The sequence below is a fragment of the Flavobacterium sediminilitoris genome (assembly GCF_023008245.1).
Lineage (GTDB): Bacteria > Bacteroidota > Bacteroidia > Flavobacteriales > Flavobacteriaceae > Flavobacterium > Flavobacterium sediminilitoris.
On sequence record NZ_CP090145.1, the window covers coordinates 167,977 to 192,464 of the forward strand.

Below are 24,488 nucleotides of genomic sequence, written 5' to 3' on the forward strand. Positions count from 1 at the left end.
TATTAATTATTTTTATCTACATGAATGTGAAGTCCACATTCTTTTTTTCCGTTTTCCCACCACCATCTACCAGCTCTAAAGTCTTCTCCTTTTTCAATTGCTCTTGTACATGGTGCGCATCCAATACTTAGATAACCTTTTTTATATAAGCTATTAATTGGAATATTATATTTGTTTACTACTTCTTCAACTTCTTCCAAAGTATATTTTAGTAAAGGATTAAATTTTATTAACTTATTGTCTTCATCCCATTCTAAAAACTGCATAGTTTCTCTGTTTGCCGATTGTTCTGCTCTTAATCCTGTTATCCAAACATCTGCTCCTTCTAATGCTCTTTTTAAGGGAACTACTTTTCTAACAAAACAACATTTTTTACGACTTTCTACACTATTATAAAATCCATTAATTCCTTCTTCTTTTACATATTCTTGTATTTGATCTTCATTTGGATAATATACTTTCAAATCAATATTCTTATACTTGTTTTGAGTTTTATCAAACACTTCATAGGTTTCATTAAACTGTCTTCCTGTATCTAATGTAAAAACAGAAACTTCTTTGTTAATTAAGTTTATAAAATGCGTTAATAATTGATCTTCAATTCCGAATGAAGTGGAAAATACTTTCTTTCCTTCAATATTATCTATAACATAGCTTAAGCTTTCTTCGAGATTTAATTTCTCAAGAATGCTATTATAATTTGATAATTCGTTTTTTATTTTGTCCATTTTGTCCATACTCTTTCGTGAATAAAATATAATATCATTTTAGAGAATACTTCAAAACCACCTATTGAAAATGCAATTTTAAAGTTTCCTGTCATTAAATATGATATTATTACTGTATCTATTGTACCTAAAATACGCCAAGTAATTGTTTTATATGCTGAAATTTTAACTTCCTTATTTATTGCAATTTGTTTTTTAAATTTTAATAAATCTAATAACATAATGACTTCCTATTTTTAATTTTTCAAAGATACTATTAGTCTATTGATTTAGTAGTCTATTTTAGTAAAAAAAATCAAAAAGAAGACAAATCGTATAATGACTTGTTTTCCAGTACTTTAAGAGCATTATCTCTTACTTCAATCAATAATTTATTTAAAGCACATGCTTCTTCACTAGGACAATCGTTGCATTTTTCGTAAAAATTTAGGCTTACACAAGGCAACAAAGCAATTGGTCCATCTAAAAATCGGATAATTTTTGCTACAGAAATTTCCTTAGGATCTTTTAGTAAATAATAACCTCCTCCTTTGCCTTTCTTAGAACCTAATAATCCTATTTTTTTTAAGTCTAATAGGATTAATTCTAAGAATTTTTTAGATATATTTTCTTTTTCTGATATTTCAGAAATAAGGACTGGCATTAATTTATCTTGCTTTGCCATATAAATTAATGCTTTAAGTCCGTATTTTGTTTTTCTTGATAACATTTTATATTATGCTTTTGGTAAAAAAACTTCAGCCATCATACAACGAGCACTTCCTCCACCACAAGCTTCGATTATATCTAAACTTGCATGTACAATTTTACAATGTTTTTCTATTTTACCTACTTGCTCTTTAGTTAGGCTCTCATAAGCTGCATTACTCATAATTAAGAAACGTTCATTATCCTTTCCTTGTACTTGCAACATATTTCCTGCAAAGCTATTCACTTGTTCTTCTGTAATTAAAATGACTTCCTTACCTGATTCTTTCAAATTAGAAAGCACCATTTTTCGTTCTGCTTTATCATCTATACAATCGGCACAAATAACTGCGAAAGTTTCTGCTACACACATAATCACATTAGTATGATAAATATGTTTTCTTTGTCCATTTACTGTTTGAAAGGCCTCGAAGATAACAGGTGAATAGTCAAAATCTTCACAAAATTCGATAAACAACTCTTCATCGGCTCTTGGAGATAAAGCACAATAAGCAATTCCATTTTTTCTATCTAAAACGATACTTCCTGTTCCTTCTAAAAAGAATTCATCTTCTTCTGCTGAAGTATAATCCATGATTTCATTAATCAGAAATCCTTTTTCTTCTAATATATCTAAGATATCTTCTCTTCTTTCTTGTCTTCTATTTTCAGCGAACATTGGATACAAAACCACATCTCCTGTTTCATGAAAAGAAACCCAGTTATTCGGAAAAATACTATCTGGAGTATCTGGACTTACTGTGTCATCTACAACTATAACATTAATTCCTACTGCTCTTAATTTTTCTACATAAGCATCAAACTCTGCTTGTGCTTTTGCATTAACTGTTGCTGGCAATAAACCATCTAATACTTTTTGATAGTAATTATTTACTGCTGTTTGCTCGTTCATTCGGAATGCAACCGGACGAATCATTAATATTGTATTTGTAGTTTGATTCATTTTGTTTTAAAATTTTATTATCAGTTGACTGTTTTCTGTTTTTTTAATCTGACGAGCGCCTTATTTGACTACCTAATTCGTACAATTCATGCTTTGGCAAAAGTAATGAAGGTTGATGAATTTCATAAAACAATGCTAAACTAATTTTATAAATATCTAAATCTTCATAGCTTTTCATACCCTTAATTAAATTTTACAACTTGAAACTTAGAACCTATAACTTAGAACTTTCTTTATTCTCTAATTAAAGGTAATGTTGAACATCTTAATAAGCCTTCTTGTTTGGAAATCTCTGCGTAAGGAATTTCTTCTACAGTAATCCCTTTACTTCTCATCCAATTATTTAGTCTAGTAAAATTTCGTTCAGAAACAACTACATCTGGAGCTATTGAGAAAACATTAGAATTCATGTGATACATTTCTTCTCTTTCAATATGAAACAAATTTTCTTTTCCAAATAGATTTACTAAATACATATAATCTGATTCTTCACGGAAACCACTTTTATAAATAATTCCAAGATTTGTTCCTACAGGTTGAAAACAACAATCTAAATGTAAAGCATTGTCTCTAGGCTCAATTTTAGATTTTACTAAATCAAATTCTTTTACAATTTTATGAGGGAACAATTCTTTAATATAATTGACACCTGCCATATTTGTTCTAGCAGTAATATAGTCTTTATAATCTGATCCTTTATAGGTACCTATAAAAATATAATCATTCCAAAGCATTACATCTCCTCCTTCAATATGTACTTCTTCTGGTGGACGCACTACTTTTTTAGGGTCAATTTGATTTATTACATATTGGATTGCGTCTAGTTCTCTTTCTCTATCTGGTAAAATATTTGCTTTAATAAAAATGTCATCTATAACAAATCCTATATCTCTTGAAAAAATTTGATTGTAATCTTGAATAACATTTGGACGAAAAACTTGTACATTATATTTTTGAAAAACTTGGTTAAAAGCTTCCATTTCTTTTACCATGTCTTCTTCTACAGGATATGTTCCTGCAATAATATGTTCTAATGATTTTGGGTCATAAGCCTCTTCTACTGTAGGCATTGGACCATTACTTATAGCAGTTCCTAAAACTACTGCCTTTAATCTTGATGATTCGTTTTTTACATTTAATTGTAACATCGCTTTTAGCTTTTGACAAAGATAGAAAAAGGAATCTAAAAGTTTAATTCTACTAATTAAATTATATATATATTTTATTCTTTCTTAGAACAATGTAATCAATAAATTTATACATTTATATAAAACTTAAAGTATTATGGGAATTTCAAATTTTTTTAATTCATTATTTGGTAAAACAAAGAAGACCACTGATGAGACTATAGATAAGGTTGCAGAAATTGCTGCGGAAGTAAAAGAATCTATAGAAGAGTTAACAGAATCTGCTTCAAAAAAATTGGATGAATTGCATTTATCTGAAAAAGCAGATGAATTTGTAAAAACTGCAAAAGAAAAAGCAGGCGAAGCGGCTGAATGGGCTGAAGAAAAAGCTCATGAGGTAAAGGAAGCTATAGTAGAGGTTGTTGAAAAGGCTGAAGAAAAATTTGATGAACTAACAAAAGATAAAAAAGAAGAAACTTCGAGGTCAACAGAAACTAAAGAGGAATCACAATCTCCAGAGTAATTACAAATATCTTTTAAATAAAAAAATCCGAGCATAGCTCGGATTTTTGTTTTATCTATCTTTTACTTCTTTGAAAGGTCTTAAAGCATTCCCTACATAAACTTGTCTTGGACGACCTATAGGTTCTTTATTCAAACGCATTTCTTTCCATTGTGCAATCCATCCTGGTAAACGACCAATAGCGAATAATACTGTAAACATTTCTACAGGAATTCCCATTGCTCTATAAATAATTCCAGAATAGAAATCTACATTTGGATATAAGTTTCTTGCTTTGAAATATTCGTCTTCTAAAGCTACTTTTTCTAATTGTTTTGCGATATCTAATAATGGATCATCAACACCTAAAGCATCTAAAACATCATCTGCTGCTTTTTTGATAATTGTTGCTCTTGGATCAAAGTTTTTATATACTCTGTGTCCGAATCCCATTAAACGGAATGGATCTTCTTTATCTTTTGCTTTTAAAACGAATTTCTCAACATCTCCACCATTATCATGAATTTCTTGAAGCATTTCTAATACAGCTTGATTTGCTCCACCATGTAATGGCCCCCAAAGTGCTGAAACACCTGCCGATATTGAAGCAAACAATCCTGCATGAGAAGAACCTACAATTCTTACTGTTGATGTTGAACAGTTTTGTTCGTGATCAGCATGAAGAATAAATAGTTTATCTAATGCATCAACTATTTTCTTATCCATTTTATAAGGCTCTGTTGGAATTTCAAACATTAATCGCATGAAATTTTCAACATATCCTTTTGTATTATCATAATAGTTTAAAGGATATCCCATTCTTCTTCTGTATGTCCATGTTGCAATTACTAGGAATTTACCCATAGTTTTGCAAACTGCTTCATACATTTCTTTTTCATTTTCTACATTTACCGATTTAGGGTTAAATGCTGTTAATGCACTTGTAAGTGAAGATAAAACGCCCATTGGGTGAGCTGTTTTTGGAAAACCTTCTAATATGGTTTTCATTTCTTCATTTACTAATGTATGTTTTCTAATATCGTTCTCAAATTTTTCTAATTGAGCTTTATTTGGTAATTCTCCAAAAATTAAAAGAAAAGAAACTTCTAAAAAATCTGCTTTATCTGCTAATTCTTCAATTGAATATCCTCTATAACGCAAAATCCCTTCTTCTCCATCTAAAAAAGTAATCTCACTTTTACATGATCCTGAATTTTTATACCCTGGATCAATTGTAATAGCACCTGTTGCACCACGCAACTTGTCTATATCGATAGCAACCTCATTTTCAGTTCCCACGATAACAGGAAACTCATACTTTTTGCCATCAATTTCTAATATTGCAGTTTTCGACATATATATAATGTGTTTTATGAAAATTTGTAAAGTATTTTGCGAATTTAACGAATATTAATTTAATTTTAAAGTAATTAAAGATAATATATTGTTATAATTTGATAGGTAAAATCACTACAAAATGACAATTTGATAATTTATAGTTTAATTAAGAATAACTTTTTACATTTAATAAAATATTTTTCATCTATTTTATCAAATTCCTATTTCTAATATCTATAAAAATAAAATTTTATGACTTAAAAAGTTATATTATCGTTTTAAAACAGATTTTTTTTTTATTAAACACAAAAATTAAAAAAACAATAAACACCTAAGAACAAACACCTTAACCAAAAAGCTTGTATTGACCCATTTCTATATTTATGTCTTAAAATTTTATAAAATAGTTTTGATATTTTAAAATTTTCCAAATTTTAAAGCTATTGCTCCTCCAAAACTTGCAAAATCACTATTCGTATAATTTCGTAAATCAACACCTGCAACATATCGATAATTGGTACTAATACCAAATCTTAAATATTTGGAAACATTTATTTCTAGTTCTAAACTAGGTTGCAATACTACTAAATCATCCGAAAATTTAAAGAAACTATTTTCATCATTTATCAATTCATCCTCAATTCCTCCCCAACCAATGAGCAAAGATGGTGACAAGTGAACTTTAGCGTTATTATTAAAGATATAACCTATAAAAAGACCTCCATAAGTGAAATCTAAATCGCGATTAATATAATTTTTACTCTCAACTATTGTATTTAAATAATAACCTTCTAGTCCTAGTACAATTTTATGATTGAGTATTATTCCTCCTTTTAGTCCTGTAAATAAACTAAATTTATTATCAATTGACGAAAATTGCAGAACAGGCCCACCAAAGCCAACTACAGAATCAAACGTTTCAAAAACATAATGCCTTTCTTCCTTGTCATTTTCTTTTTCTTGAGAAAATGTAAAATAATTTGTCATTAAAACACACATAACAACTACTAATTTTGCTTTAATCATAACTTGATTTTTTATTGTTTAACAACGCAAAACTATATATTGAATCAAAATAGACTATTCAATATCAACTATTTGACATGAAATGACATTTATTTGTGATTAGATGACATAATGCTATTAAATTCATTTATAAATATTTCAAATTTAGTTCTAGAAACTGGAACATTTTCTTCAATTCCTTTAAAATAAAGTTGATAATTTCTTGCATTTCCTGAAGCTTTATTAACCTTATAAATATTTATAATAAAAGATCTATGCACTCTTAGTATAAAAGGATATTGTTTTAACTGCTCTTCTATTAATTGTAAAGAATACCTATATAATGTTTTTACTATTTTACCATTATCTGATGTGAAAATTTCAATATAGTTTCCATCAGACTTAATAAATATCAAATCATTTACATCTAAGACTATGGAATCATTCAGTTTATTTGATTGTAATCGTATTATTGATTCTTCTTGAAGAAAAGTGCTTTCTTTTATATTTTGTTCTAATTGATTATTATAAGTCAATACTTTTAGCAAAGCTTTTTTTAGTCTTAAAGTATAATCAATCCAAAGAATAAACATTGAAGGGAAAAAACCGAGTAAAAATGTTGAAAAAATTGACCAAAAAATAAAACTACTTGTCAATAAAATGGTATCTTCTTTTACTATCAACATAAAGAAAGTAAAATTTGAAAGAATTATTATGATATGTAGAAAGATAATTAATCCTATTTCTTTTAAGACTGTCCAATTCTCTTTAATTTTATTGGAGAATACAAATTGAGGCAATATATAAAGAACAACTATGACTGAAATAAAAGTAATGAATCCAAAAATAGCTGCCATTTTTGTATATGACATTCTAAAATGCAACATAACTTCATCATCATAAGAGTATATATTTATTCCAAAGATAAAGAGTCCGACTATAGTTCCTATTAAAAGATTACGTTTTAAAGAGTTGTTTAGAGGGTAAGCTTTTTTTAAATATGAAAGTATCATTATTGTAATAAGATTCGCAAAACATTTGTGCGAATTTAACAATAAAACAAAAATAGATTAAACAAAAAAACCTGACAATTTAAAAAAATCATCAGGTTAATTACTTAACATATTCTCAACAACTAATCCTTTATTAATTTTTCAACTTTTTCTCCTTTTTCAGATTTAATTTTCAAGATGTAAATTCCTGTTTCAAAATCTGAGATATTCATTGTTGTGATTTGATCATCCAACATTTTCACAACAATTAATCTTCCATTTATATCGTAAACTTCTATTGATTCTATAGTTGTGTTACTTTTAATATTTACGATACTGTTTGATGGATTTGGATATATTTGAATAGAACTGTCCATTGTAACAATAGCGCTACTTAGTGTTTCAAAAGTCGTATTTGCTAAATTGGTTTCAATAGGCGCATTATAATCAAAATAAATAGCCGCTTTGTTTGTTACTATGTCTGTTGTTACTAAATTATCTTTTGTTTTTATCTTCAATAAGATATTTCCATGTCCACCTGTATCTAAATAAATAGCCTGAAAGATTAATTCTATAATGTTATCTTTTATTCTTACATCTAGATTATGGGAAGCATTTAATAATTGTAATGTTTTAATATCGAAATCTTCTGGATTAACTTCAATTTTTACAACTATGTTTTCTGCTTGATAGTTTCCTGTGTTTTCAAAATTTATTATATAATGTAAATATTCGCCTATCATAGTTGGTGATACTATTTCTCCTTCTATACAGCTAATGTCATTTGGATCAAATGAACCCACTACTGTTTGGTTAAACTGAAAAAGATTATCCATTGTGTTTATATCACCACTTTGTGGCATAATTGAAGCAGTTAATTGTAGTACATCATCAATATTTACTGGATTAGGATCTGTAGGCGAATTGATGTTAAAAGTTACATAGATACTTCTACTTTCAAAAGGTTTTAAATCGGCATAATCCCAAGATAAAGAGCCTAATCCTACAGTAGATGTTGGAATTGAAGTAGAAACAAAGTTCATTAAATTGTGATTATAAAAGAAATTAATTCCATATAACTGTGATAATGTTTGATTTCCTTTGTTCTTGTAAACTATTTTGTAAACTGCTTCAAAGCCTGGTCGTGCTGGAACAATTGGAGCAATAACAATTTCTAAATCGGGATGTACTCCATTAGCTGAGACACAAAAATTTTGGGTAACAACACTATTATCTATTACAGGAAAAGGAACTTCTGCTGAAATAGGTGTAATAGTATAGATACTTGGGTTTTCAAAATTTGGAATTAATGAATAGGTTCCTGTTTGATTTGTAAATAAGCTATAATTCCCTATAGTGTTTGAATATACATATGAATTTGTTGTTACTGCATCTATGTTTACTTCAAATCCTAAATAAGGTACAAAACTGTCTGAATTATCACAACCATCATTATCATCATCAAATTGTACTAATCCTGTAATTGTGTTGTAGTCTCCTCCTGGTGTGAAAGAACAATATGTGTTTATTACTGGATTTGGAGTTGTAAAAAAATAGCCTACAACATCATCTTCATCCATACATATAAATTGTAATGTATTGTTTAGATTTCCTGATGATAAATCTACTTCTGGGTTAGTAAACCCGTTTTTAAGATTTATAAACGTTAAATTGACATTGTTATTTACCGATATATCCAAAAGGTTTGCTGCTGGTAAATTATTTGGTTCTGTTTGAAATGCTATTGTTGAAAAATCAACACTCGACAAATCATTATTTTGAGCTTGAACTCTATATAGTATTGGTAGATTTGTCAATTGCAAACTAGTTAACTGATTAAACCCAATATGTAATGTTCTTACAAAGTTTTTATTTTGCAATTCAAAGTTTGTTAAGTTATTATTGAAAGCAGAAATACTTGTTATTTGATGATTATTGTCTAGATTTAGACTTGTTAATTCATTATTACGAACATTTAAATTGGTCAAATTTGGACATTGACTTACATCTATATTTGCTAATTGATTATAATCACAATTTAAAACTTCCAGAGTATTACAGTTTGTCAAACCTAAACTTGTGATATCATTATTAGTACTATGAAAATATTTTAAATTGGGCAAAACACTCAAATCTATAGTTGTTAATTGATTATAACCACAATTAAAATAACTTAGATTATAGAATGATTCTAATCCTTGCAAATTTTGTATTCCTCCATTTGTTGGTGAGCTTCCTGAAACATTTAAATGTATAATTGCTGCTGCTTCTGAAAATTGAATTTCACCATCTTCATTAGTATCTATTTTTGTATATATATTCCATGTTGTTGAATTATTTGGATTTACATTTGAAGCAATCGAGTTGTTTTCATCTGCTGCTAATAATTTTGCTTTCAAATTAGCATCTGGTATATTTACTATTCCTTCAAGACTTACAATTAATTCAAAATCTGCAATTTCATAACAACCAGTGTTAATATTTTCTACTCTAGCATATATTGCTTGAGGATTTGAAATATTAGTATAAGAAGTAACTCCTATTAATTCATTAGTATTAGCTATAGCATCTAATTCTGATAAATAAAATGTAACATTCAAATTTGTTTGATTTCCTACAAGTCGAGGAATTTGTTGTGTTAAATCAAAAATGGCTACATTATCATTTGGATCTTCAAAAACAGTCATATTTGGCGACTGAGATATTGTTGGTCCATAATTTGTAATCAATTGTAAATACGTTATAGCAAAATTAGAAGGGTTTGCATTTTCATGAACTCTAATCGTAATTGAGTCATATACATTATTAGCTATAAATTGATTTGGATTTTGTATTGGGTTTACTCCATTTTGAGCATCATTAGAATACTCATAATAAGTAACAGTATAAAGATTAGGATTGAGCGATCCTAATATTTCAGCATTCTTAGATGTCAAATCAAATAATCCAAAATTTGAATTACCACTTTCACAAACTACATAATTAGAAGGTGTATTAATAGGTGGTTGTGCATACAACGTTCCCGTTATAAAAAGCAATAAGAGTATTATTTTTTTCATGATTATTGTATTTTTATATAAATTTAATTGTAATGTTTGTTTTTTGTGTTAGTAATTGAGTAAACGAAGCTTCTAAATTAGAATTCGTTAGATTGTTTTTAAAATTTCTTGCAATCGTTCTTTTTTACGCTGCGAAATGGGTAAATTGCTATTATCTGCCATGACTACATAGCCTCCATCTTTCTTAATATATGATTTTAAATATGCCAAATTAATTAAATGTGATTGGTGTATTCTTTCAAATCCATGTTCTGTTAATAATTCTTCATATTCTTTTAAAGTCTTAGAAATCAATACAGATTTTGTGTTTTTTATATGAAATCGGGTATAATTATCTTCGCTTTCACATCGAATAATATCATTAATTTCAAAAAGATGAATCCCATCTGAAGTTGAAAGCGCAATTCTTTTGAAATTATCTACTTTTCTACGGATATTTTCCAATAGTAAATCTATATGATCGTAATTATTGTTTTTTTCAAGAACAGCTTCAATTTTTAAAATCACTTTTTGCAAATCATCTGGATCTACTGGTTTTAATAAGAAGTCTAAAGCACTAAATCGAAAAGCTTTTATAGCATATTGTTCATGGGCTGTAATAAAAACAATATTTGATTTAATTGTTCCGTTTTTTAAAGCCAATTGCTCCAAAATATCAAAGCCTGTTCCATCATTTAATTGAATATCTAAAAAAACAACTTGAGGTTTTAATTTACTTATAGTTTCTATGCCTGTTTCAACGCTGTCTGCTTCTCCAATTATTTTTATATTTGGTGCAAAACGAACTAATAAACCTTTCATTCCATCTCTTAAGTTCTTATCGTCGTCTACAAGTACTGCTGTTATCATTTTTAATTGCTTCTTTTATTTATTAACCTCTATTGATATATTGTATTGGTAAATTTAAAACTACTTTAGTTCCTTTTATTTCTTGATTATCTACTATTTCTTCAATTGTCATTATTGCTTTTTTATTTGTAGATGATGTTATCATTTCCAATCGCTTTTTAATAATATCTAATGCCATTGATTTGTGAGCTAAAACTAAATTTTCTTTATTTAATTTTGATTTATTAATTCCAATTCCGTCATCTAAAATCGTGCAAATCAAGGATTCATTTTCTAATAGAAATGCAATATCAATTGTTCCCATTTCTCTTTTTGGAATTACACCGTGTAGAATAGCATTTTCAATAAATGGCTGAATTAATAAAGGAGGAAGTGCTACATCATCTTCAATGTCTTCACTTTTATTAATACTAAAATTAAATTTGTGATTAAATCTTAGTTGTTCTAACTCTAAATAATTTTGTAAACTTTCAATTTCTTTATCAATAGGAATTAATGATTCTTTTGAATATTCAAGAGTTAATCTCATTAATTTTGAAAATTTTGACAAGTACTTTATTGCCGAATCTGTTCCGTTTTGTACTATAAAACTTGAAATTGAACCTAAACAATTGAATACAAAATGAGGATTCATTTGTAAATGCAGTGCTTTTTGTTCGTACTCGGCTAATTCTTTTTGAAGTGTTAGTGTTTTTTTGAGTTGCATTCTATTATAAATAAGAAATCCTATACCTATCAATAATAAAACAATTAGTCCAATGTAAAGCAATTTCATTTTAAATTGCTTCGCTTCTTCTTTTAGCAATAATTCCCTTTTCTCATTTTCTTCTTTTTGAATAAGTTCTCGTTTTTCAAACTCATAATTCATTGATGATTCAATAGATTTTCTAATACTTTCTTCATTAGTTAAACTGTCCTTAACAGCACTATACTTTTGAAAATGAGTTAATGCTAGATTAGGGTTGTTTTTCTTTTGATAAATCTCACTCAACATCTTTTGTGAAATAGCTTGTTGTTCTAAAACTTTAATTTCATTCGCTAACTTAAGAGCTTCATTAGCATTAAATAATGCTTTGTCTAAATCGTTTTCTTCTAGAAAAAATTGACTTAAAAAAATATAAGTATCCGCCAAACCAAATTTATCATCTATACTTTGGAAAATAACAATAGCATTTCTCCAAGACTCTATTGCCTTATCAAAATATTTTTTGTCTTTATAGTACAATCCTATATTATTATACCATTCTCCTAAAGCTCTAGGATTAGGATTTTTATCTAAACTGACTTTTGCTAAATCATAGTACTCTAATGCGCTGTCAAAATCTTTCTGATTTAGATAAATATTTGCAATATTAGTTAATGTAATTCCTGAATTTATATCTCCATATTTTTCTTGAATTTTATTTGCCTTAACAAAATATTCTAATGCTTTAAAATCTGAATGTTGTGATTTATATACTACACCAATATTATTATATAATTTTCCTTGATGAATTTCATCTTTCAAGGTTTCATAGATTTTTACTGATTTTAAATAATATTGAAGTGCTTTTGCATAATTACTTTGTTCAGAAAAAACAATTCCTAAGCTACCGTAAGCTTTTGCTAAACCAAATTGTATTTCTCTTTGATTTGTATCTGATTGATTTTCTTCTTCAAAAATTTCTTTTGCTTGGACAAAAAAACGGATGGCTTCTGCATAATTTCCTTGTATAATATTAGAATTTCCAATATTTAATAATGCGTTACCTTCTTCTGTTCTAAATTTTATTTTTTGAGCTAATTGTATGGCTTTATTTGCATAATTAACCATCTCCTCAGGATCAGAATATTTAAATCGATCAGAAATTGCATTTAATAATTTAGTCCTATCAATATCATTTTTCGTGTTTTTTAGACTATTCTGTAAGCTATCCATCACTTTATCTTGTGCTTGAATAACAATTGAAACTAACAAAAAAAGAGATACTATTATTTTTTTCTTCATCTTAAAATGATTGATAAACAAATGTAGTATTTACTTTTTAGTTTATACTTGTAAATGAGTATTTGACTATTTTGACTGAGAATTTAAATCATTTTCAAAAAAACAACCCTTTCTGAACCTAAGATTCAAAAAGGGTTGTTTGTATTATATTTTATAATATAACTATTATTTCACTTTAAAAGCTTTTAATCCTGGGAAATAAGCTACATCTGCTAATTCTTCTTCTATACGTAATAACTGATTGTATTTTGCCATACGATCAGAACGTGAAGCCGAACCTGTTTTTATTTGTCCACAGTTTAAGGCCACTGCTAAGTCAGCAATAGTATTGTCTTCTGTTTCTCCTGAACGATGACTCATTACAGATGTATATCCTGCATTGTGAGCCATATTAACAGCCGCAATTGTCTCAGTTAAAGTTCCTATTTGATTTACTTTAATTAAAATGGAATTTGCAATTCCTTCATTAATTCCTCTAGAAAGTCTTTGTACATTAGTTACAAATAAATCATCTCCTACTAATTGTACTTTATTTCCAATTTTTTCAGTTAACAATTTCCATCCTTCCCAATCGTTTTCATCCATTCCATCTTCAATAGAAATAATTGGATATTTAGCAACTAGTTCTGCTAAATAGTCAACTTGTTCTGCGGATGTTCTTACTTTCCCAGTAGCACCTTCAAATTTTGAATAATCATATTTCCCATCTACATAAAATTCTGCGGCAGCACAATCAAGAGCAATCATAATATCATCACCAAAAGTATATCCTGCATTTTCAACTGCTAATTTTATTGAATCTAAAGCATCTTCTGTTCCTCCTGGCAAATTTGGAGCAAAACCACCTTCATCACCAACAGCAGTAGAAAGATTCCTATCATGCAAAACTTTCTTCAGATTATGAAAAATTTCTGTCCCCATTTGCATAGCATGAGTAAATGACTTTGCTTTAACTGGCATAATCATAAATTCTTGAAATGCAATAGGAGCATCAGAATGTGAACCTCCATTAATAATATTCATCATTGGAACTGGTAATGTGTTCCCAGAAACTCCTCCTACATATCTATATAAAGGCAATCCTAATTCATTTGCAGCAGCTTTTGCAACAGCTAAAGAAACACCTAAAATTGCATTAGCTCCCAGACTAGATTTATTTGATGTTCCATCTAAATCAATCATGGCTTTATCAATTGCATTTTGTTCAAAAACAGACATCCCAACAATTTCAGAAGCAATTTTAATATTTACATTTTCTACTGCTTTTAAAACTCCTTTCCCCATATAAGCTTTGCCTCCATCTCGCAATTCAACCGCTTCATGCTCACCAGTTGAAGCGCCACTTGGTACAGCAGCTCTACCTAATATTCCATTATCAGTAATTACATCAACTTCAATTGTTGGGTTTCCACGTGAATCTAATATTTGTCTCGCGTGAACTTTTATAATCATGCTCATTCTTATACTTTTTTAAATTGTTATTATGTCTAATAAGACAAAAATAAAGGTTATAAAGTTGTATCGTTTATAAATTTAGAAAACTTATAAACGATAACGTTTTAGTTAAGTGAAGATTCAATATTTTCGATAAATTGGTCAAATAAATAAGAAGAATCATGCGGTCCAGGACTTGCTTCTGGATGATATTGTACTGAAAAACAATTTTTATTTTTCATTCTCATTCCTGCAACAGTTCCATCATTTAAATGTTCATGAGTCAATTCAAAATCTGGATGTTTCTCTAAATCTTCTTTAACTACCGCAAAACCATGATTTTGCGATGTAATTTCACCTTTACCAGTGATTAAGTTTTTTACAGGATGATTAATTCCTCTATGTCCATTAAACATTTTATAGGTATTAATTCCATTTGCTAAAGCAATTACCTGATGACCTAAACAAATTCCGAAAAGAGGTTTGTTTTTAGCTAGAATTTCACGAGCAACTTGTTGTGCACTTTCTAATGGTTCTGGATCTCCAGGTCCATTAGATAAAAAATAACCATCAGGGTTAAAAGATTCTAAATCGCTAAATGTTGCATCAAAAGGAAATACTTTGATGTAACAGTCTCTTTTAGCTAAATTTCGAAGTATATTAGTTTTAATCCCTAAATCTAAAGCTGATACTTTATATTTAGCGTTTTCATTACCAAAAAAATAAGGATCTTTAGTAGACACCTTTGAGGCTAGCTCTAAACCATGCATATCTGGCACATCAACTAATCTCTTTTTTAATTCTTCAATAGGTGTATTATCAGTAGAAATTATAGCATTCATAGCGCCGTTATCACGAATATAACTTACTAAAGCTCTAGTATCTACATCAGAAATAACGATTAAGTTTTGTTTTTGAAAATAATCGAATAAGCTTTCTGTTCCTTTATCTCTAGAATAGTTGAAACTAAAATTTTTACAAACTAATCCAGAAATTTTAACCCCATTGGATTCTACTTCTTCATCATTTACTCCATAATTACCAATGTGAGCATTTGTAGTAACCATTATTTGGCCAAAGTAAGAAGGGTCTGTAAAAATTTCTTGATAACCTGTTGTTCCTGTATTAAAAGCAACTTCTCCAAAAGTTGTCCCTTCTATACCAATTGATTTACCATAGAATATGGTTCCATCCTTTAATAATAATACCGCTTGAGTACGATTAATATATTTCATTGTGTTGCGTTGTTGATTTTGCAAATTTAAATTAAAAAAATGAAAATAGAGTATATAAAAAAAGGATAAACAAATGTTTATCCTTTTTTATATGTAATCATATATATCATGATTATTCTGTAGCTTCAGTATTTTCAGAAGTTTCAGCAGCTGCAGTTTCAGTAGATCCTTCAACTTTTTTTGCTCTACTACGACGAGTAGTTTTCTTAGCTTCTTTTTTACCCGCTGTGTACAAGTCATTGTAGTCAACTAACTCAATCATTGCCATATCAGCGTTATCTCCTAAACGGTTACCTAACTTGATGATACGAGTGTATCCTCCTGGACGGTCACCAACTTTAGCTGCTACGTCTCTGAAAAGTTCAGTAACGGCATACTTACTTCTTAAATAAGAGAAAACGATACGTCTATTGTGAGTAGTATCTTCTTTTGATTTTGTTACTAACGGCTCAACAAATTGTTTTAAAGCTTTAGCTTTAGCAACAGTAGTGTTAATACGTTTATGCTCTATTAAGGAACAAGCCATATTAGCTAACATAGCTTTTCTATGTCCTGTTTGTCTACTTAAGTGATTGAATTTTTTTCCGTGTCTCATGACTTTCTATTTAGCCTTCATCTTGCTGCAATCCGCTTTGGAGAGCAAAATATGAAGTAATTTATTCTTTATCTAATTTATATTTACTTAAATCCATACCGAAGTTAAGACCTTTAGCAGCTACTAATTCATCAAGCTCTGTTAAAGATTTTTTACCGAAGTTACGGAATTTCATTAAGTCATTTTTATTGAAAGAAACTAAGTCCCCTAATGTATCTACTTCAGCCGCTTTTAAACAATTTAATGCTCTAACAGATAAATCCATATCCACAAGTTTAGTTTTTAACAACTGTCTCATGTGTAAAGATTCTTCATCATAAGATTCAGTTTGAGCAATTTCATCAGCCTCAAGTGTAATTCTCTCATCTGAAAATAACATAAAATGGTGAATCAACGTTTTAGCTGCTTCAGTTAATGCATCTTTTGGATGAATAGAACCGTCTGTAATGATTTCAAAAACTAATTTTTCATAATCAGTTTTTTGCTCAACACGGAAGTTTTCTATTGCATACTTAACATTTTTTACAGGAGTATAAATAGAATCTGTAAAGATAGTACCAATAGGTGCGTTAGCTTTTTTGTTTTCTTCAGCAGGAACATATCCTCTACCTTTTTCGATAGAAAGTTCCATATTGATAGTTGTTTTGCTTTCTAAGTTACAAATTACTAAATCAGGGTTTAACACCTGAAAACCTGAGATGAATTTTTGAAAATCACCTGCTGTAATTTGCTCTTTTCCAGAAATAGAAATTGAAACAGACTCATTATCTACGTCTTCAATTTGTCTTTTAAAACGAACTTGCTTTAAATTTAAGATAATCTCTGTAACATCTTCTACTACACCAGAAATAGTTGAGAACTCATGTTCTACACCTTCTATTCTTACAGACGTAATAGCGTATCCTTCTAGAGAAGAAAGTAAAACTCTTCTTAATGCATTACCAACTGTCAATCCGTAACCAGGTTCTAAAGGTCTAAATTCAAATTTACCTTCAAAATCGGTTGAATCGATCATGATAACTTTATCGGGCTTTTGAAAATTAAATAATGCCATATTTCGACTAAAGTCAATTATTATTTGTTATACAACTCAACGATTAGTTGCTCTTTAATATTTTCTGGAATTTGAAGTCTTTGAGGAACAGAAACAAAAGTACCTTCTTTTGTATCATTATTCCAAGTAATCCACTCATATACTTGAGAAGAGTTAGATAAAGATCTTTCAATAGCTTCAAGAGATTTAGATTTTTCACGAACTGCTACTTTATCTCCAGCTTTTAAATGGTATGAAGGAACATTTACCAATTCACCATTTACAGTAATATGTCTGTGAGATACAATTTGACGAGCAGCTCTACGAGAAGGAGCGATACCCATTCTATATACAACGTTATCTAAACGAGCCTCACATAATTGAAGTAAAATTTCACCTGTTACACCAGAAGCAGCAGAAGCTTTTTCAAATAAGTTTCTGAATTGACGCTCTAATATACCATAAGTATATTTAGCTTTTTGCTTTTCCATTAATTGAACAGCATATTCAGATTTCTTACCTCTTTTCTTTGCTAAACCATGTTGCCCTGGAGGGTAATTTCTTTTTTCGAAGGCTTTATCATCTCCGAATATTGCTTCGCCAAATTTACGAGCAATTTTAGTTTTTGGACCAGTATATCTTGCCATTATAAAAAATTAATATAAGGTAGTGATTATGAATTCAGGTCATATATCCTTCGATAATCGTTAATCTACCTTGGTTATACTTAATAAATATTAAACTCTTCTTCTTTTTGGAGGTCTACATCCATTATGAGGAATTGGAGTAACGTCGATAATTTCAGAAACTTCAATACCACCATTGTGAATTGAACGAATAGCTGATTCTCTACCATTTCCAGGTCCTTTAACGTAAACTTTAACTTTTTTAAGTCCAGCTTCAAGTGCTACTTTCGCACAATCTTCTGCTGCCATTTGAGCTGCATATGGAGTATTCTTTTTAGAACCCCTGAAGCCCATTTTACCAGCTGAAGACCAAGAAATAACTTCACCTTTTTTGTTAGTCAAAGAAATAATGATGTTATTAAATGTAGCATTAATATGCGCTTCTCCTGTAGATTCAACGATAACTTTACGTTTTTTTGTTGTTGCCTTAGCCATATTATTTACTTATTATTTAGTTGCTTTTTTCTTGTTAGCAACAGTTTTTCTTTTACCTTTTCTAGTTCTAGAGTTGTTTTTAGTTCTTTGACCTCTTAATGGAAGTCCAGCTCTATGACGAATACCCCTTTGACATCCAATATCCATTAAACGTTTGATGTTTAATTGAATTTCTGAACGTAATTCACCTTCAATTTTGAAGTAAGAAACAGCATCACGAATTCCGCTAATTTCGTCATCATTCCAATCTTGAACTTTTTTATCTTCACTAACTTGAGCTTTAGCTAAAATTTCTTTAGCTCTGCTACTGCCGATACCAAATATATAGGTCAAAGCAATAACTCCTCTTTTCTGTTTAGGTATATCTACCCCTGCAATTCTTGCCATAATTATCCTTGTCTTTGTTTAAATCTAGGATTCTTTTTGTTAATCACGTATAATCTTCCTTTTCTACGTACTATAATGCACTCGGCACTTCTCTTTTTTACTGATGCTCTTACTTTCATTTTACTAGCTTTTAGTATCTATATGTAATTCTTGCTTTTGTTAAATCGTAAGGACTCATTTCAAGTTTCACCTTATCTCCTGGTAATAATTTAATATAATGCATTCGCATTTTACCAGAAATATGAGCAATTACAACATGTCCATTTTCTAACTCTACACGGAACATAGCATTTGATAATGCTTCTACGATTGTTCCGTCTTGTTCTATTGCTGATTGTTTTGCCATAAATATTAAGCTACTGCTTTTCTATTTTTACCACTCTTCATCAAGCCATCATAATGCTTATTCAATAAATAAGAGTTTATTTGTTGAATAGTATCAATTGCTACTCCTACCATGATTAATAAAGAAGTTCCTCCATAAAAATAACCCCATGCACCTTGAACATTCAATAAACTAACTACAACAGCAGGAAAAACCGCTATTAAAGCTAAGAATAATGAACCCGGAAAAGTTATTAATGACATAATCTTATCTAAATAATCACCCGTTTCGACTCCTGGTCTAATACCAGGTATAAAGCCTCCACTTCTTTTCAAATCATCAGCCATTTTATTAGTCGGTACAGTAATTGCGGTGTAAAAATACGTAAAAATTATAATTAACAAAGCAAATACTATATTATATACTAATCCAAATGGATCATTAAATTGACCAGCCAATGATTGAGCTGTTTCAGAATCTTTCGCAAGACCCGAAACCGCAGCAGGAATAAACATAATAGCCTGAGCAAAAATAATAGGCATTACACCCGAAGCATTTAACTTCAAAGGTATAAACTGTCTAGAACCCATCATATCTTGTTCAAAATCACCAGAAACAGTTCTCCTTGCATATTGAACAGGAATTTTTCTTACCGCCATAACTAAAAGTATACAGGCAATAATAACCAAAAACCACAAAACTACTTCTAAGACAATCATCATCACTCCTCCATTTGCTTGAGTCGTTCTTGAACTAATTTCTTGAATAAAAGATTGTGGCATTCTTGCAATAATTCCTACCATGATTAATAATGAAATACCATTACCAATACCTTTATCAGTAATTTTTTCACCTAACCACATTGCAAATATTGTTCCTGTTACTAAAATAAGAACAGAAGAGAACAAGAATGAAAAAGAACTAACACCTAATAAAAATGCATCAGCAGGCAGAGTTTTATATAAATTATATATATAACCTGGTCCTTGTACTAATGTAATTAAGATTGTTAGCCATCTAGTAATTTGGTTGATTTTCTTTCTACCACTTTCTCCATCTTTTTGTAGTTTTTGTAAATAAGGAACCGCAATTCCCATTAATTGAACTACAATTGAAGCAGAAATATATGGCATAATACCCAATGCGAATACAGAAGCTTGCGAAAAAGCACCTCCTGTAAATACATTTATTAACCAACCAATACCACCATCAGTTTGGTCAGTAAGATTTCCTAATTTAGTTGCATCAATACCTGGAAGTGTTACTTGTGCACCAAAACGGTACACTAGTAACAACCCTAGGGTTAAAAAAATTCTATTTTTTAACTCTTCTATTTTCCATACATTGATAAATGAATCTATAAATTTCTTCATTGTACTAAAAAGGTTATAAAGTTACAACTTCTCCACCAGCTGCTTCGATAGCGGCCTTTGCAGTAGCTGTAAATTTGTGAGCACTTACTTTAAGTTTAGCTTTTAGCTCACCTCTTCCTAAAATCTTTACTAAGCTATTCTTTGTAGCTAAACGATTATCAATAATTACTGACAAATCTAATGTATCAGTAATCAAACCATTATCTACTAATGATTGAATAGTATCAAGATTTACACCTTGGTATTCAACTCTATTAATATTTTTAAAACCAAACTTAGGTACACGTCTTTGAAGAGGCATTTGCCCTCCTTCAAAACCAATTTTCTTTGAATAACCAGAACGAGATTTTGCTCCTTTGTGACCTCTTGCAGCGGTACCACCTTTACCAGAACCTTCTCCTCTACCTAATCTCTTATTTTGGTTGTGAACTGAACCTTCAGCTGGTTGTAAGTTACTTAAATTCATAACGAATATTATTATTTAGTTTCTTCAACAGAAACTAAGTGTTTAACTTTATTTACCATTCCAAGGACAGCAGGACTTGCGTCATGCTCAACAACTTGTCCTAATTTACGAAGACCTAAAGATTCTAAAGTTCTTTTTTGTGTCTCAGGACAATTGATTTTACTTTTAACTTGTTTTACTAAAATTTTTGCCATTTTCCTTGGATTTTAACTTTTAAATACTTTATCTAGAGAAATTCCTCTTTGTTTAGCAACAGTAACAGCACTTCTCATCTGTAACAAAGCATCAAAAGTAGCTTTAACAACGTTATGAGGATTAGATGAACCTTGAGATTTTGATAATACATCATGTACACCAACTGATTCTAGGACAGCACGCACAGCACCACCAGCAATTACTCCAGTACCATGAGATGCAGGCATTAAAAACACTCTAGCACCACCAAATTTTCCTTTTTGTTCGTGAGGTACAGTAGCACTGTTCAATGGAATTCTCACAAGATTTTTCTTTGCATCTTCTACTGCCTTAGCAATAGCTTCAGAAACATCTTTAGACTTTCCTAATCCATGACCTACAACACCACTTTCATCACCTACTACTACGATAGCAGAGAAACCAAATGCTCTACCACCTTTAGTAACTTTAGTAACACGATTTACACTAACCAAACGATCTTTTAATTCAAGACCACTTGGTTTTACTAGTTCTACATTTTTATATTTTTGATACATAATTTATTAGAATTTAAGTCCTGCTTCTCTAGCACCTTCAGCTAATGATTTAATACGTCCATGATATAAATACCCTCCTCTATCAAAAGAGATGTTCGTAATACCAGCTTTAAGAGCTCTTTCAGCTACTAATTTTCCAACTGCATTTGCAGTTTCTACATTTGTACCTCTAGTTACTTCTTTTTCACGAGAAGATGCAGCAACTAATGTAACACCGTTTACGTCATCTATGACTTGAGCATAGATTTCTTTATTAGATCTAAATACAGACAACCTAGGTTGCGCAGCAGTACCGCTAACAATCTTTCTGATTCTGAATTTTATTCTTTGTCTTCTTTCACTTTTTGTTAATGACATAGTCTTAATTTTTAAGCTGATTTACCTGCTTTTCTTCTTAATACTTCACCTACAAACTTAATACCTTTTCCTTTATATGGTTCAGGCTTACGGAAAGATCTGATTTTTGCAGATACTTGACCTAATAATTGTTTGTCAAATGATGATAATTTCACTATTGGATTTTTACCTTTTTCAGAGATTGTTTCTACAATAACTTCTGGAACAACTTCCAAAACTATGTTGTGTGAAAAACCTACAGCCAAATCAAGTTTTTGTCCTTGATTAGAAGCTCTATAACCTACACCAACTAATTCTAATTGTTTTGTAAAACCTTCTGAAACTCCTATAATCATATTGTTTATAAGAGAACGATAAAGTCCATGTTTCGCTCTTTCATTCTTATGATCTGATGAACGTTCAACGATAACTTGGTTATCTTCTACTTTGACTGTAACATCAGAAAATTCCTGAGAAAGCTCGCCTAATTTTCCTTTAACTGTAATTACAGCATCTTTAACCTCTACGGTTACTCCTGCTGGAATTGCAACTGGATTTTTACCTATTCTTGACATTCTTTCGTCTTTATTATTAATATACGTAACAAATTACTTCTCCACCAACATTAAGCTGTTTAGCTTGCTTACCTGTCATTACTCCTTTAGAAGTTGAAACAATTGCAACACCTAAACCGTTTAATATTCTTGGTAATTTAGTAGAGCCAGCATATTTACGTAAACCTGGTTTACTAATTCTTTGGATATCTTTAATTACTGACTCTTTAGTTTCTTTGTCGTACTTCAGAGCGATTTTAATAGTGCCTTGAACACCACTATCATCAAATTTGTAACTTAAAATATATCCTTGATCAAATAAAATCTTTGTGATTTCTTTTTTCAAGTTAGAAGCAGGAATCTCAACTACTTTGTGATTTGCTCTAACTGCATTTCTAACTCTCGTAAGAAAATCTGCAATAGGATCTGTATACATATGTATGAATTTGCGGTTTTGGTTTTCGCTAGAACTATTCTAGCGAACCTGAAACCAATTAAAATTTTTTATTACCAGCTTGCTTTTTTAACCCCTGGAATTAATCCTTGGTTAGCCATTTCACGGAAAGTAACACGAGAAATACCAAATTGACGCATATAACCTCTTGGTCTTCCTGTTAACTTACAACGATTGTGTAAACGAACTGGAGATGCATTTTTAGGTAATTTTTGTAATGCTTCATAATCTCCAGCTTCTTTCAAAGCTTTTCTTTTTTCAGCATATTTAGTTACTAACGCTTCTCTTTTCGCCTCACGGGCTTTCATTGATTCTTTAGCCATATCTTAATTCTTTTTAAAAGGTAAACCTAATTCCGCTAATAATGATTTTGCTTCTTTATCTGTATTTGCCGAAGTTACAAAAGTAATATCAAAACCAGAAATTTTATTAATTTTATCAATATCAATTTCTGGGAAAATGATTTGCTCTAAAACTCCTAGGTTATAATTACCTCTTCCGTCAAAACCTGTAGACTTAATACCATTGAAGTCTCTTACACGTGGTAATGAAGATGTAATCAATCTGTCTAAGAACTCATACATTCTTTCACCACGTAAAGTTACTTTAGCACCAATAGGCATTCCTTTTCTCAATTTAAAAGATGCAACATCTTTTTTAGAGATTGTAGAAACTGCTTTTTGACCAGTAATTTTCGTCATTTCTTCTACAGCATAATCAACTAATTTCTTATCTGACACAGCTGCACCAACACCGCGGCTTACAACAATTTTTTCAAGTTTAGGAACTTGCATTACATTTTTGTAACCGAACTCTTCTGTAAGAGCAGAGATCACTCTACTCTTATATTCTTCTTTTAATCTAGGTATATAAGCCATTACTATAATACTTGATTAGATTTTTTTGAAAACCTTACTTTCTTATCTCCTTCTTGTTTAAAACCTACCTTAGTAATTGATTTTGATTTTGGATCAATTAATGATAAATTAGAAATATGAATAGGAGCTTCTTTCTTAACGATACCACCTTGAGGGTTTTTCGCACTTGGTTTCGTATGTTTAGAAACCATGTTCACACCTTCAACTACCGCTTTATTTTTGTCACGGATAACGCGTAATACAGCACCTTCAGAACCTTTGTGGTCACCAGCGATTACTTTTACTACGTCTCCAGATTTAATTTTTAGCTTTGTCATCATTTATAGAA

The 24,488-nt window shown here is 29.9% G+C and carries 31 protein-coding genes; 1 reads left to right on the forward strand and 30 read right to left on the reverse strand.

Features of this window, described 5'->3' with window-relative positions; all coding sequences use genetic code 11:
* Nucleotides 1-2: 2 nt before the first annotated feature.
* From LXD69_RS00780 to LXD69_RS00800, 5 genes are all read right to left on the reverse strand, one after another.
* Nucleotides 3-728, reverse strand: a complete 726-nt coding sequence (locus LXD69_RS00780) for a phosphoadenylyl-sulfate reductase (RefSeq protein ID WP_394799731.1) — start codon at nucleotides 726-728, stop codon at nucleotides 3-5.
* Nucleotides 716-949, reverse strand: coding sequence for a DUF2061 domain-containing protein (locus LXD69_RS00785; protein ID WP_045972772.1), 234 nt, complete (start codon nucleotides 947-949; stop codon nucleotides 716-718). The genes LXD69_RS00780 and LXD69_RS00785 overlap by 13 nt, the downstream gene beginning before the upstream one ends.
* 74 nt (nucleotides 950-1,023) lie before the next feature.
* Nucleotides 1,024-1,437, reverse strand: coding sequence for an RrF2 family transcriptional regulator (locus LXD69_RS00790; RefSeq protein WP_045972774.1), 414 nt, complete (start codon nucleotides 1,435-1,437; stop codon nucleotides 1,024-1,026).
* A gap of 6 nt (nucleotides 1,438-1,443) precedes the next feature.
* Nucleotides 1,444-2,379 carry a citrulline utilization hydrolase CtlX gene (ctlX, locus tag LXD69_RS00795; RefSeq protein ID WP_246916711.1) on the reverse strand — a complete coding sequence of 312 codons (936 nt, stop codon included), beginning with the start codon at nucleotides 2,377-2,379 and terminating at the stop codon, nucleotides 1,444-1,446.
* Nucleotides 2,380-2,612: 233 nt separating this feature from the next.
* The gene (locus LXD69_RS00800; RefSeq protein ID WP_246916714.1) at nucleotides 2,613-3,527 is read right to left on the reverse strand and encodes a dimethylarginine dimethylaminohydrolase family protein; all 915 of its coding nucleotides are present in this window, start codon (nucleotides 3,525-3,527) and stop codon (nucleotides 2,613-2,615) included.
* Between the two features lie 136 nt (nucleotides 3,528-3,663).
* Between LXD69_RS00800 and LXD69_RS00805 the strand changes: the two genes are divergently transcribed.
* The gene (locus tag LXD69_RS00805; protein WP_045972780.1) at nucleotides 3,664-4,029 is read left to right on the forward strand and encodes a hypothetical protein; all 366 of its coding nucleotides are present in this window, start codon (nucleotides 3,664-3,666) and stop codon (nucleotides 4,027-4,029) included.
* A gap of 51 nt (nucleotides 4,030-4,080) precedes the next feature.
* Here the strand turns inward: LXD69_RS00805 and LXD69_RS00810 are convergent, their stop codons facing one another.
* The 25 genes from LXD69_RS00810 to rplX form a co-directional block, all read right to left on the reverse strand.
* Nucleotides 4,081-5,364 carry a citrate synthase gene (locus LXD69_RS00810; protein ID WP_045972782.1) on the reverse strand — a complete coding sequence of 428 codons (1,284 nt, stop codon included), beginning with the start codon at nucleotides 5,362-5,364 and terminating at the stop codon, nucleotides 4,081-4,083.
* Nucleotides 5,365-5,763: 399 nt separating this feature from the next.
* Nucleotides 5,764-6,372 (reverse strand): hypothetical protein, encoded by a 609-nt coding sequence (locus tag LXD69_RS00815; RefSeq protein WP_246916718.1) that lies wholly within the window; start codon nucleotides 6,370-6,372, stop codon nucleotides 5,764-5,766.
* Between the two features lie 89 nt (nucleotides 6,373-6,461).
* The gene (locus tag LXD69_RS00820) at nucleotides 6,462-7,364 is read right to left on the reverse strand and encodes a LytR/AlgR family response regulator transcription factor (protein WP_246916720.1); all 903 of its coding nucleotides are present in this window, start codon (nucleotides 7,362-7,364) and stop codon (nucleotides 6,462-6,464) included.
* Nucleotides 7,365-7,486: 122 nt separating this feature from the next.
* Nucleotides 7,487-10,402: a T9SS type A sorting domain-containing protein gene (locus LXD69_RS00825; protein ID WP_246916723.1), complete on the reverse strand. Its 2,916-nt coding sequence runs from the start codon at nucleotides 10,400-10,402 to the stop codon at nucleotides 7,487-7,489.
* Between the two features lie 87 nt (nucleotides 10,403-10,489).
* Nucleotides 10,490-11,251: a LytR/AlgR family response regulator transcription factor gene (locus tag LXD69_RS00830; RefSeq protein ID WP_246916726.1), complete on the reverse strand. Its 762-nt coding sequence runs from the start codon at nucleotides 11,249-11,251 to the stop codon at nucleotides 10,490-10,492.
* 22 nt (nucleotides 11,252-11,273) lie between these two features.
* Nucleotides 11,274-13,238: a tetratricopeptide repeat-containing sensor histidine kinase gene (locus tag LXD69_RS00835; RefSeq protein WP_246916729.1), complete on the reverse strand. Its 1,965-nt coding sequence runs from the start codon at nucleotides 13,236-13,238 to the stop codon at nucleotides 11,274-11,276.
* Between the two features lie 165 nt (nucleotides 13,239-13,403).
* Complete coding sequence (gene eno / locus LXD69_RS00840) at nucleotides 13,404-14,696, reverse strand: phosphopyruvate hydratase (protein WP_246916732.1); 1,293 nt, start codon at nucleotides 14,694-14,696, stop codon at nucleotides 13,404-13,406.
* 101 nt (nucleotides 14,697-14,797) lie between these two features.
* Nucleotides 14,798-15,907, reverse strand: a complete 1,110-nt coding sequence (gene carA / locus LXD69_RS00845; protein ID WP_246916735.1) for a glutamine-hydrolyzing carbamoyl-phosphate synthase small subunit — start codon at nucleotides 15,905-15,907, stop codon at nucleotides 14,798-14,800.
* 112 nt (nucleotides 15,908-16,019) lie between these two features.
* Nucleotides 16,020-16,502, reverse strand: a complete 483-nt coding sequence (gene rplQ, locus LXD69_RS00850; protein WP_246916737.1) for a 50S ribosomal protein L17 — start codon at nucleotides 16,500-16,502, stop codon at nucleotides 16,020-16,022.
* Between the two features lie 61 nt (nucleotides 16,503-16,563).
* Entirely contained in the window at nucleotides 16,564-17,556 is a 993-nt protein-coding gene (locus LXD69_RS00855) for a DNA-directed RNA polymerase subunit alpha (protein ID WP_045968391.1), read from the reverse strand.
* A 20-nt stretch (nucleotides 17,557-17,576) separates the two neighbouring features.
* Nucleotides 17,577-18,182 carry a 30S ribosomal protein S4 gene (gene rpsD, locus LXD69_RS00860; protein WP_045968393.1) on the reverse strand — a complete coding sequence of 202 codons (606 nt, stop codon included), beginning with the start codon at nucleotides 18,180-18,182 and terminating at the stop codon, nucleotides 17,577-17,579.
* A gap of 90 nt (nucleotides 18,183-18,272) precedes the next feature.
* Nucleotides 18,273-18,656: a 30S ribosomal protein S11 gene (gene rpsK, locus LXD69_RS00865; RefSeq protein WP_045968395.1), complete on the reverse strand. Its 384-nt coding sequence runs from the start codon at nucleotides 18,654-18,656 to the stop codon at nucleotides 18,273-18,275.
* Between the two features lie 12 nt (nucleotides 18,657-18,668).
* Nucleotides 18,669-19,043 carry a 30S ribosomal protein S13 gene (gene rpsM / locus LXD69_RS00870; RefSeq protein ID WP_045968397.1) on the reverse strand — a complete coding sequence of 125 codons (375 nt, stop codon included), beginning with the start codon at nucleotides 19,041-19,043 and terminating at the stop codon, nucleotides 18,669-18,671.
* Between the two features lie 2 nt (nucleotides 19,044-19,045).
* Entirely contained in the window at nucleotides 19,046-19,162 is a 117-nt protein-coding gene (gene ykgO / locus LXD69_RS00875; RefSeq protein ID WP_002987490.1) for a type B 50S ribosomal protein L36, read from the reverse strand.
* A gap of 11 nt (nucleotides 19,163-19,173) precedes the next feature.
* Entirely contained in the window at nucleotides 19,174-19,389 is a 216-nt protein-coding gene (gene infA / locus LXD69_RS00880) for a translation initiation factor IF-1 (RefSeq protein WP_045968400.1), read from the reverse strand.
* 5 nt (nucleotides 19,390-19,394) lie between these two features.
* Nucleotides 19,395-20,741 carry a preprotein translocase subunit SecY gene (secY, locus tag LXD69_RS00885; protein ID WP_045968402.1) on the reverse strand — a complete coding sequence of 449 codons (1,347 nt, stop codon included), beginning with the start codon at nucleotides 20,739-20,741 and terminating at the stop codon, nucleotides 19,395-19,397.
* Between the two features lie 13 nt (nucleotides 20,742-20,754).
* A complete protein-coding gene (gene rplO / locus LXD69_RS00890; RefSeq protein WP_045968404.1) occupies nucleotides 20,755-21,207 on the reverse strand; it encodes a 50S ribosomal protein L15 in 453 nt (150 codons plus the stop codon).
* Nucleotides 21,208-21,218: 11 nt separating this feature from the next.
* Entirely contained in the window at nucleotides 21,219-21,401 is a 183-nt protein-coding gene (gene rpmD / locus LXD69_RS00895; protein ID WP_045968406.1) for a 50S ribosomal protein L30, read from the reverse strand.
* Nucleotides 21,402-21,413: 12 nt separating this feature from the next.
* Complete coding sequence (rpsE, locus tag LXD69_RS00900) at nucleotides 21,414-21,938, reverse strand: 30S ribosomal protein S5 (protein ID WP_045968408.1); 525 nt, start codon at nucleotides 21,936-21,938, stop codon at nucleotides 21,414-21,416.
* A 6-nt stretch (nucleotides 21,939-21,944) separates the two neighbouring features.
* Nucleotides 21,945-22,295, reverse strand: coding sequence for a 50S ribosomal protein L18 (gene rplR, locus LXD69_RS00905; protein ID WP_045968410.1), 351 nt, complete (start codon nucleotides 22,293-22,295; stop codon nucleotides 21,945-21,947).
* A gap of 11 nt (nucleotides 22,296-22,306) precedes the next feature.
* A complete protein-coding gene (gene rplF / locus LXD69_RS00910; RefSeq protein ID WP_045968412.1) occupies nucleotides 22,307-22,849 on the reverse strand; it encodes a 50S ribosomal protein L6 in 543 nt (180 codons plus the stop codon).
* A gap of 16 nt (nucleotides 22,850-22,865) precedes the next feature.
* The gene (rpsH, locus tag LXD69_RS00915; protein WP_045968414.1) at nucleotides 22,866-23,264 is read right to left on the reverse strand and encodes a 30S ribosomal protein S8; all 399 of its coding nucleotides are present in this window, start codon (nucleotides 23,262-23,264) and stop codon (nucleotides 22,866-22,868) included.
* Between the two features lie 71 nt (nucleotides 23,265-23,335).
* Nucleotides 23,336-23,605, reverse strand: coding sequence for a 30S ribosomal protein S14 (rpsN, locus tag LXD69_RS00920; RefSeq protein ID WP_045968415.1), 270 nt, complete (start codon nucleotides 23,603-23,605; stop codon nucleotides 23,336-23,338).
* A gap of 3 nt (nucleotides 23,606-23,608) precedes the next feature.
* Nucleotides 23,609-24,160: a 50S ribosomal protein L5 gene (rplE, locus tag LXD69_RS00925; RefSeq protein WP_045968416.1), complete on the reverse strand. Its 552-nt coding sequence runs from the start codon at nucleotides 24,158-24,160 to the stop codon at nucleotides 23,609-23,611.
* Between the two features lie 2 nt (nucleotides 24,161-24,162).
* Nucleotides 24,163-24,477: a 50S ribosomal protein L24 gene (gene rplX, locus LXD69_RS00930; RefSeq protein ID WP_246918913.1), complete on the reverse strand. Its 315-nt coding sequence runs from the start codon at nucleotides 24,475-24,477 to the stop codon at nucleotides 24,163-24,165.
* Between the last annotated feature and the right edge of the window lie 11 nt (nucleotides 24,478-24,488).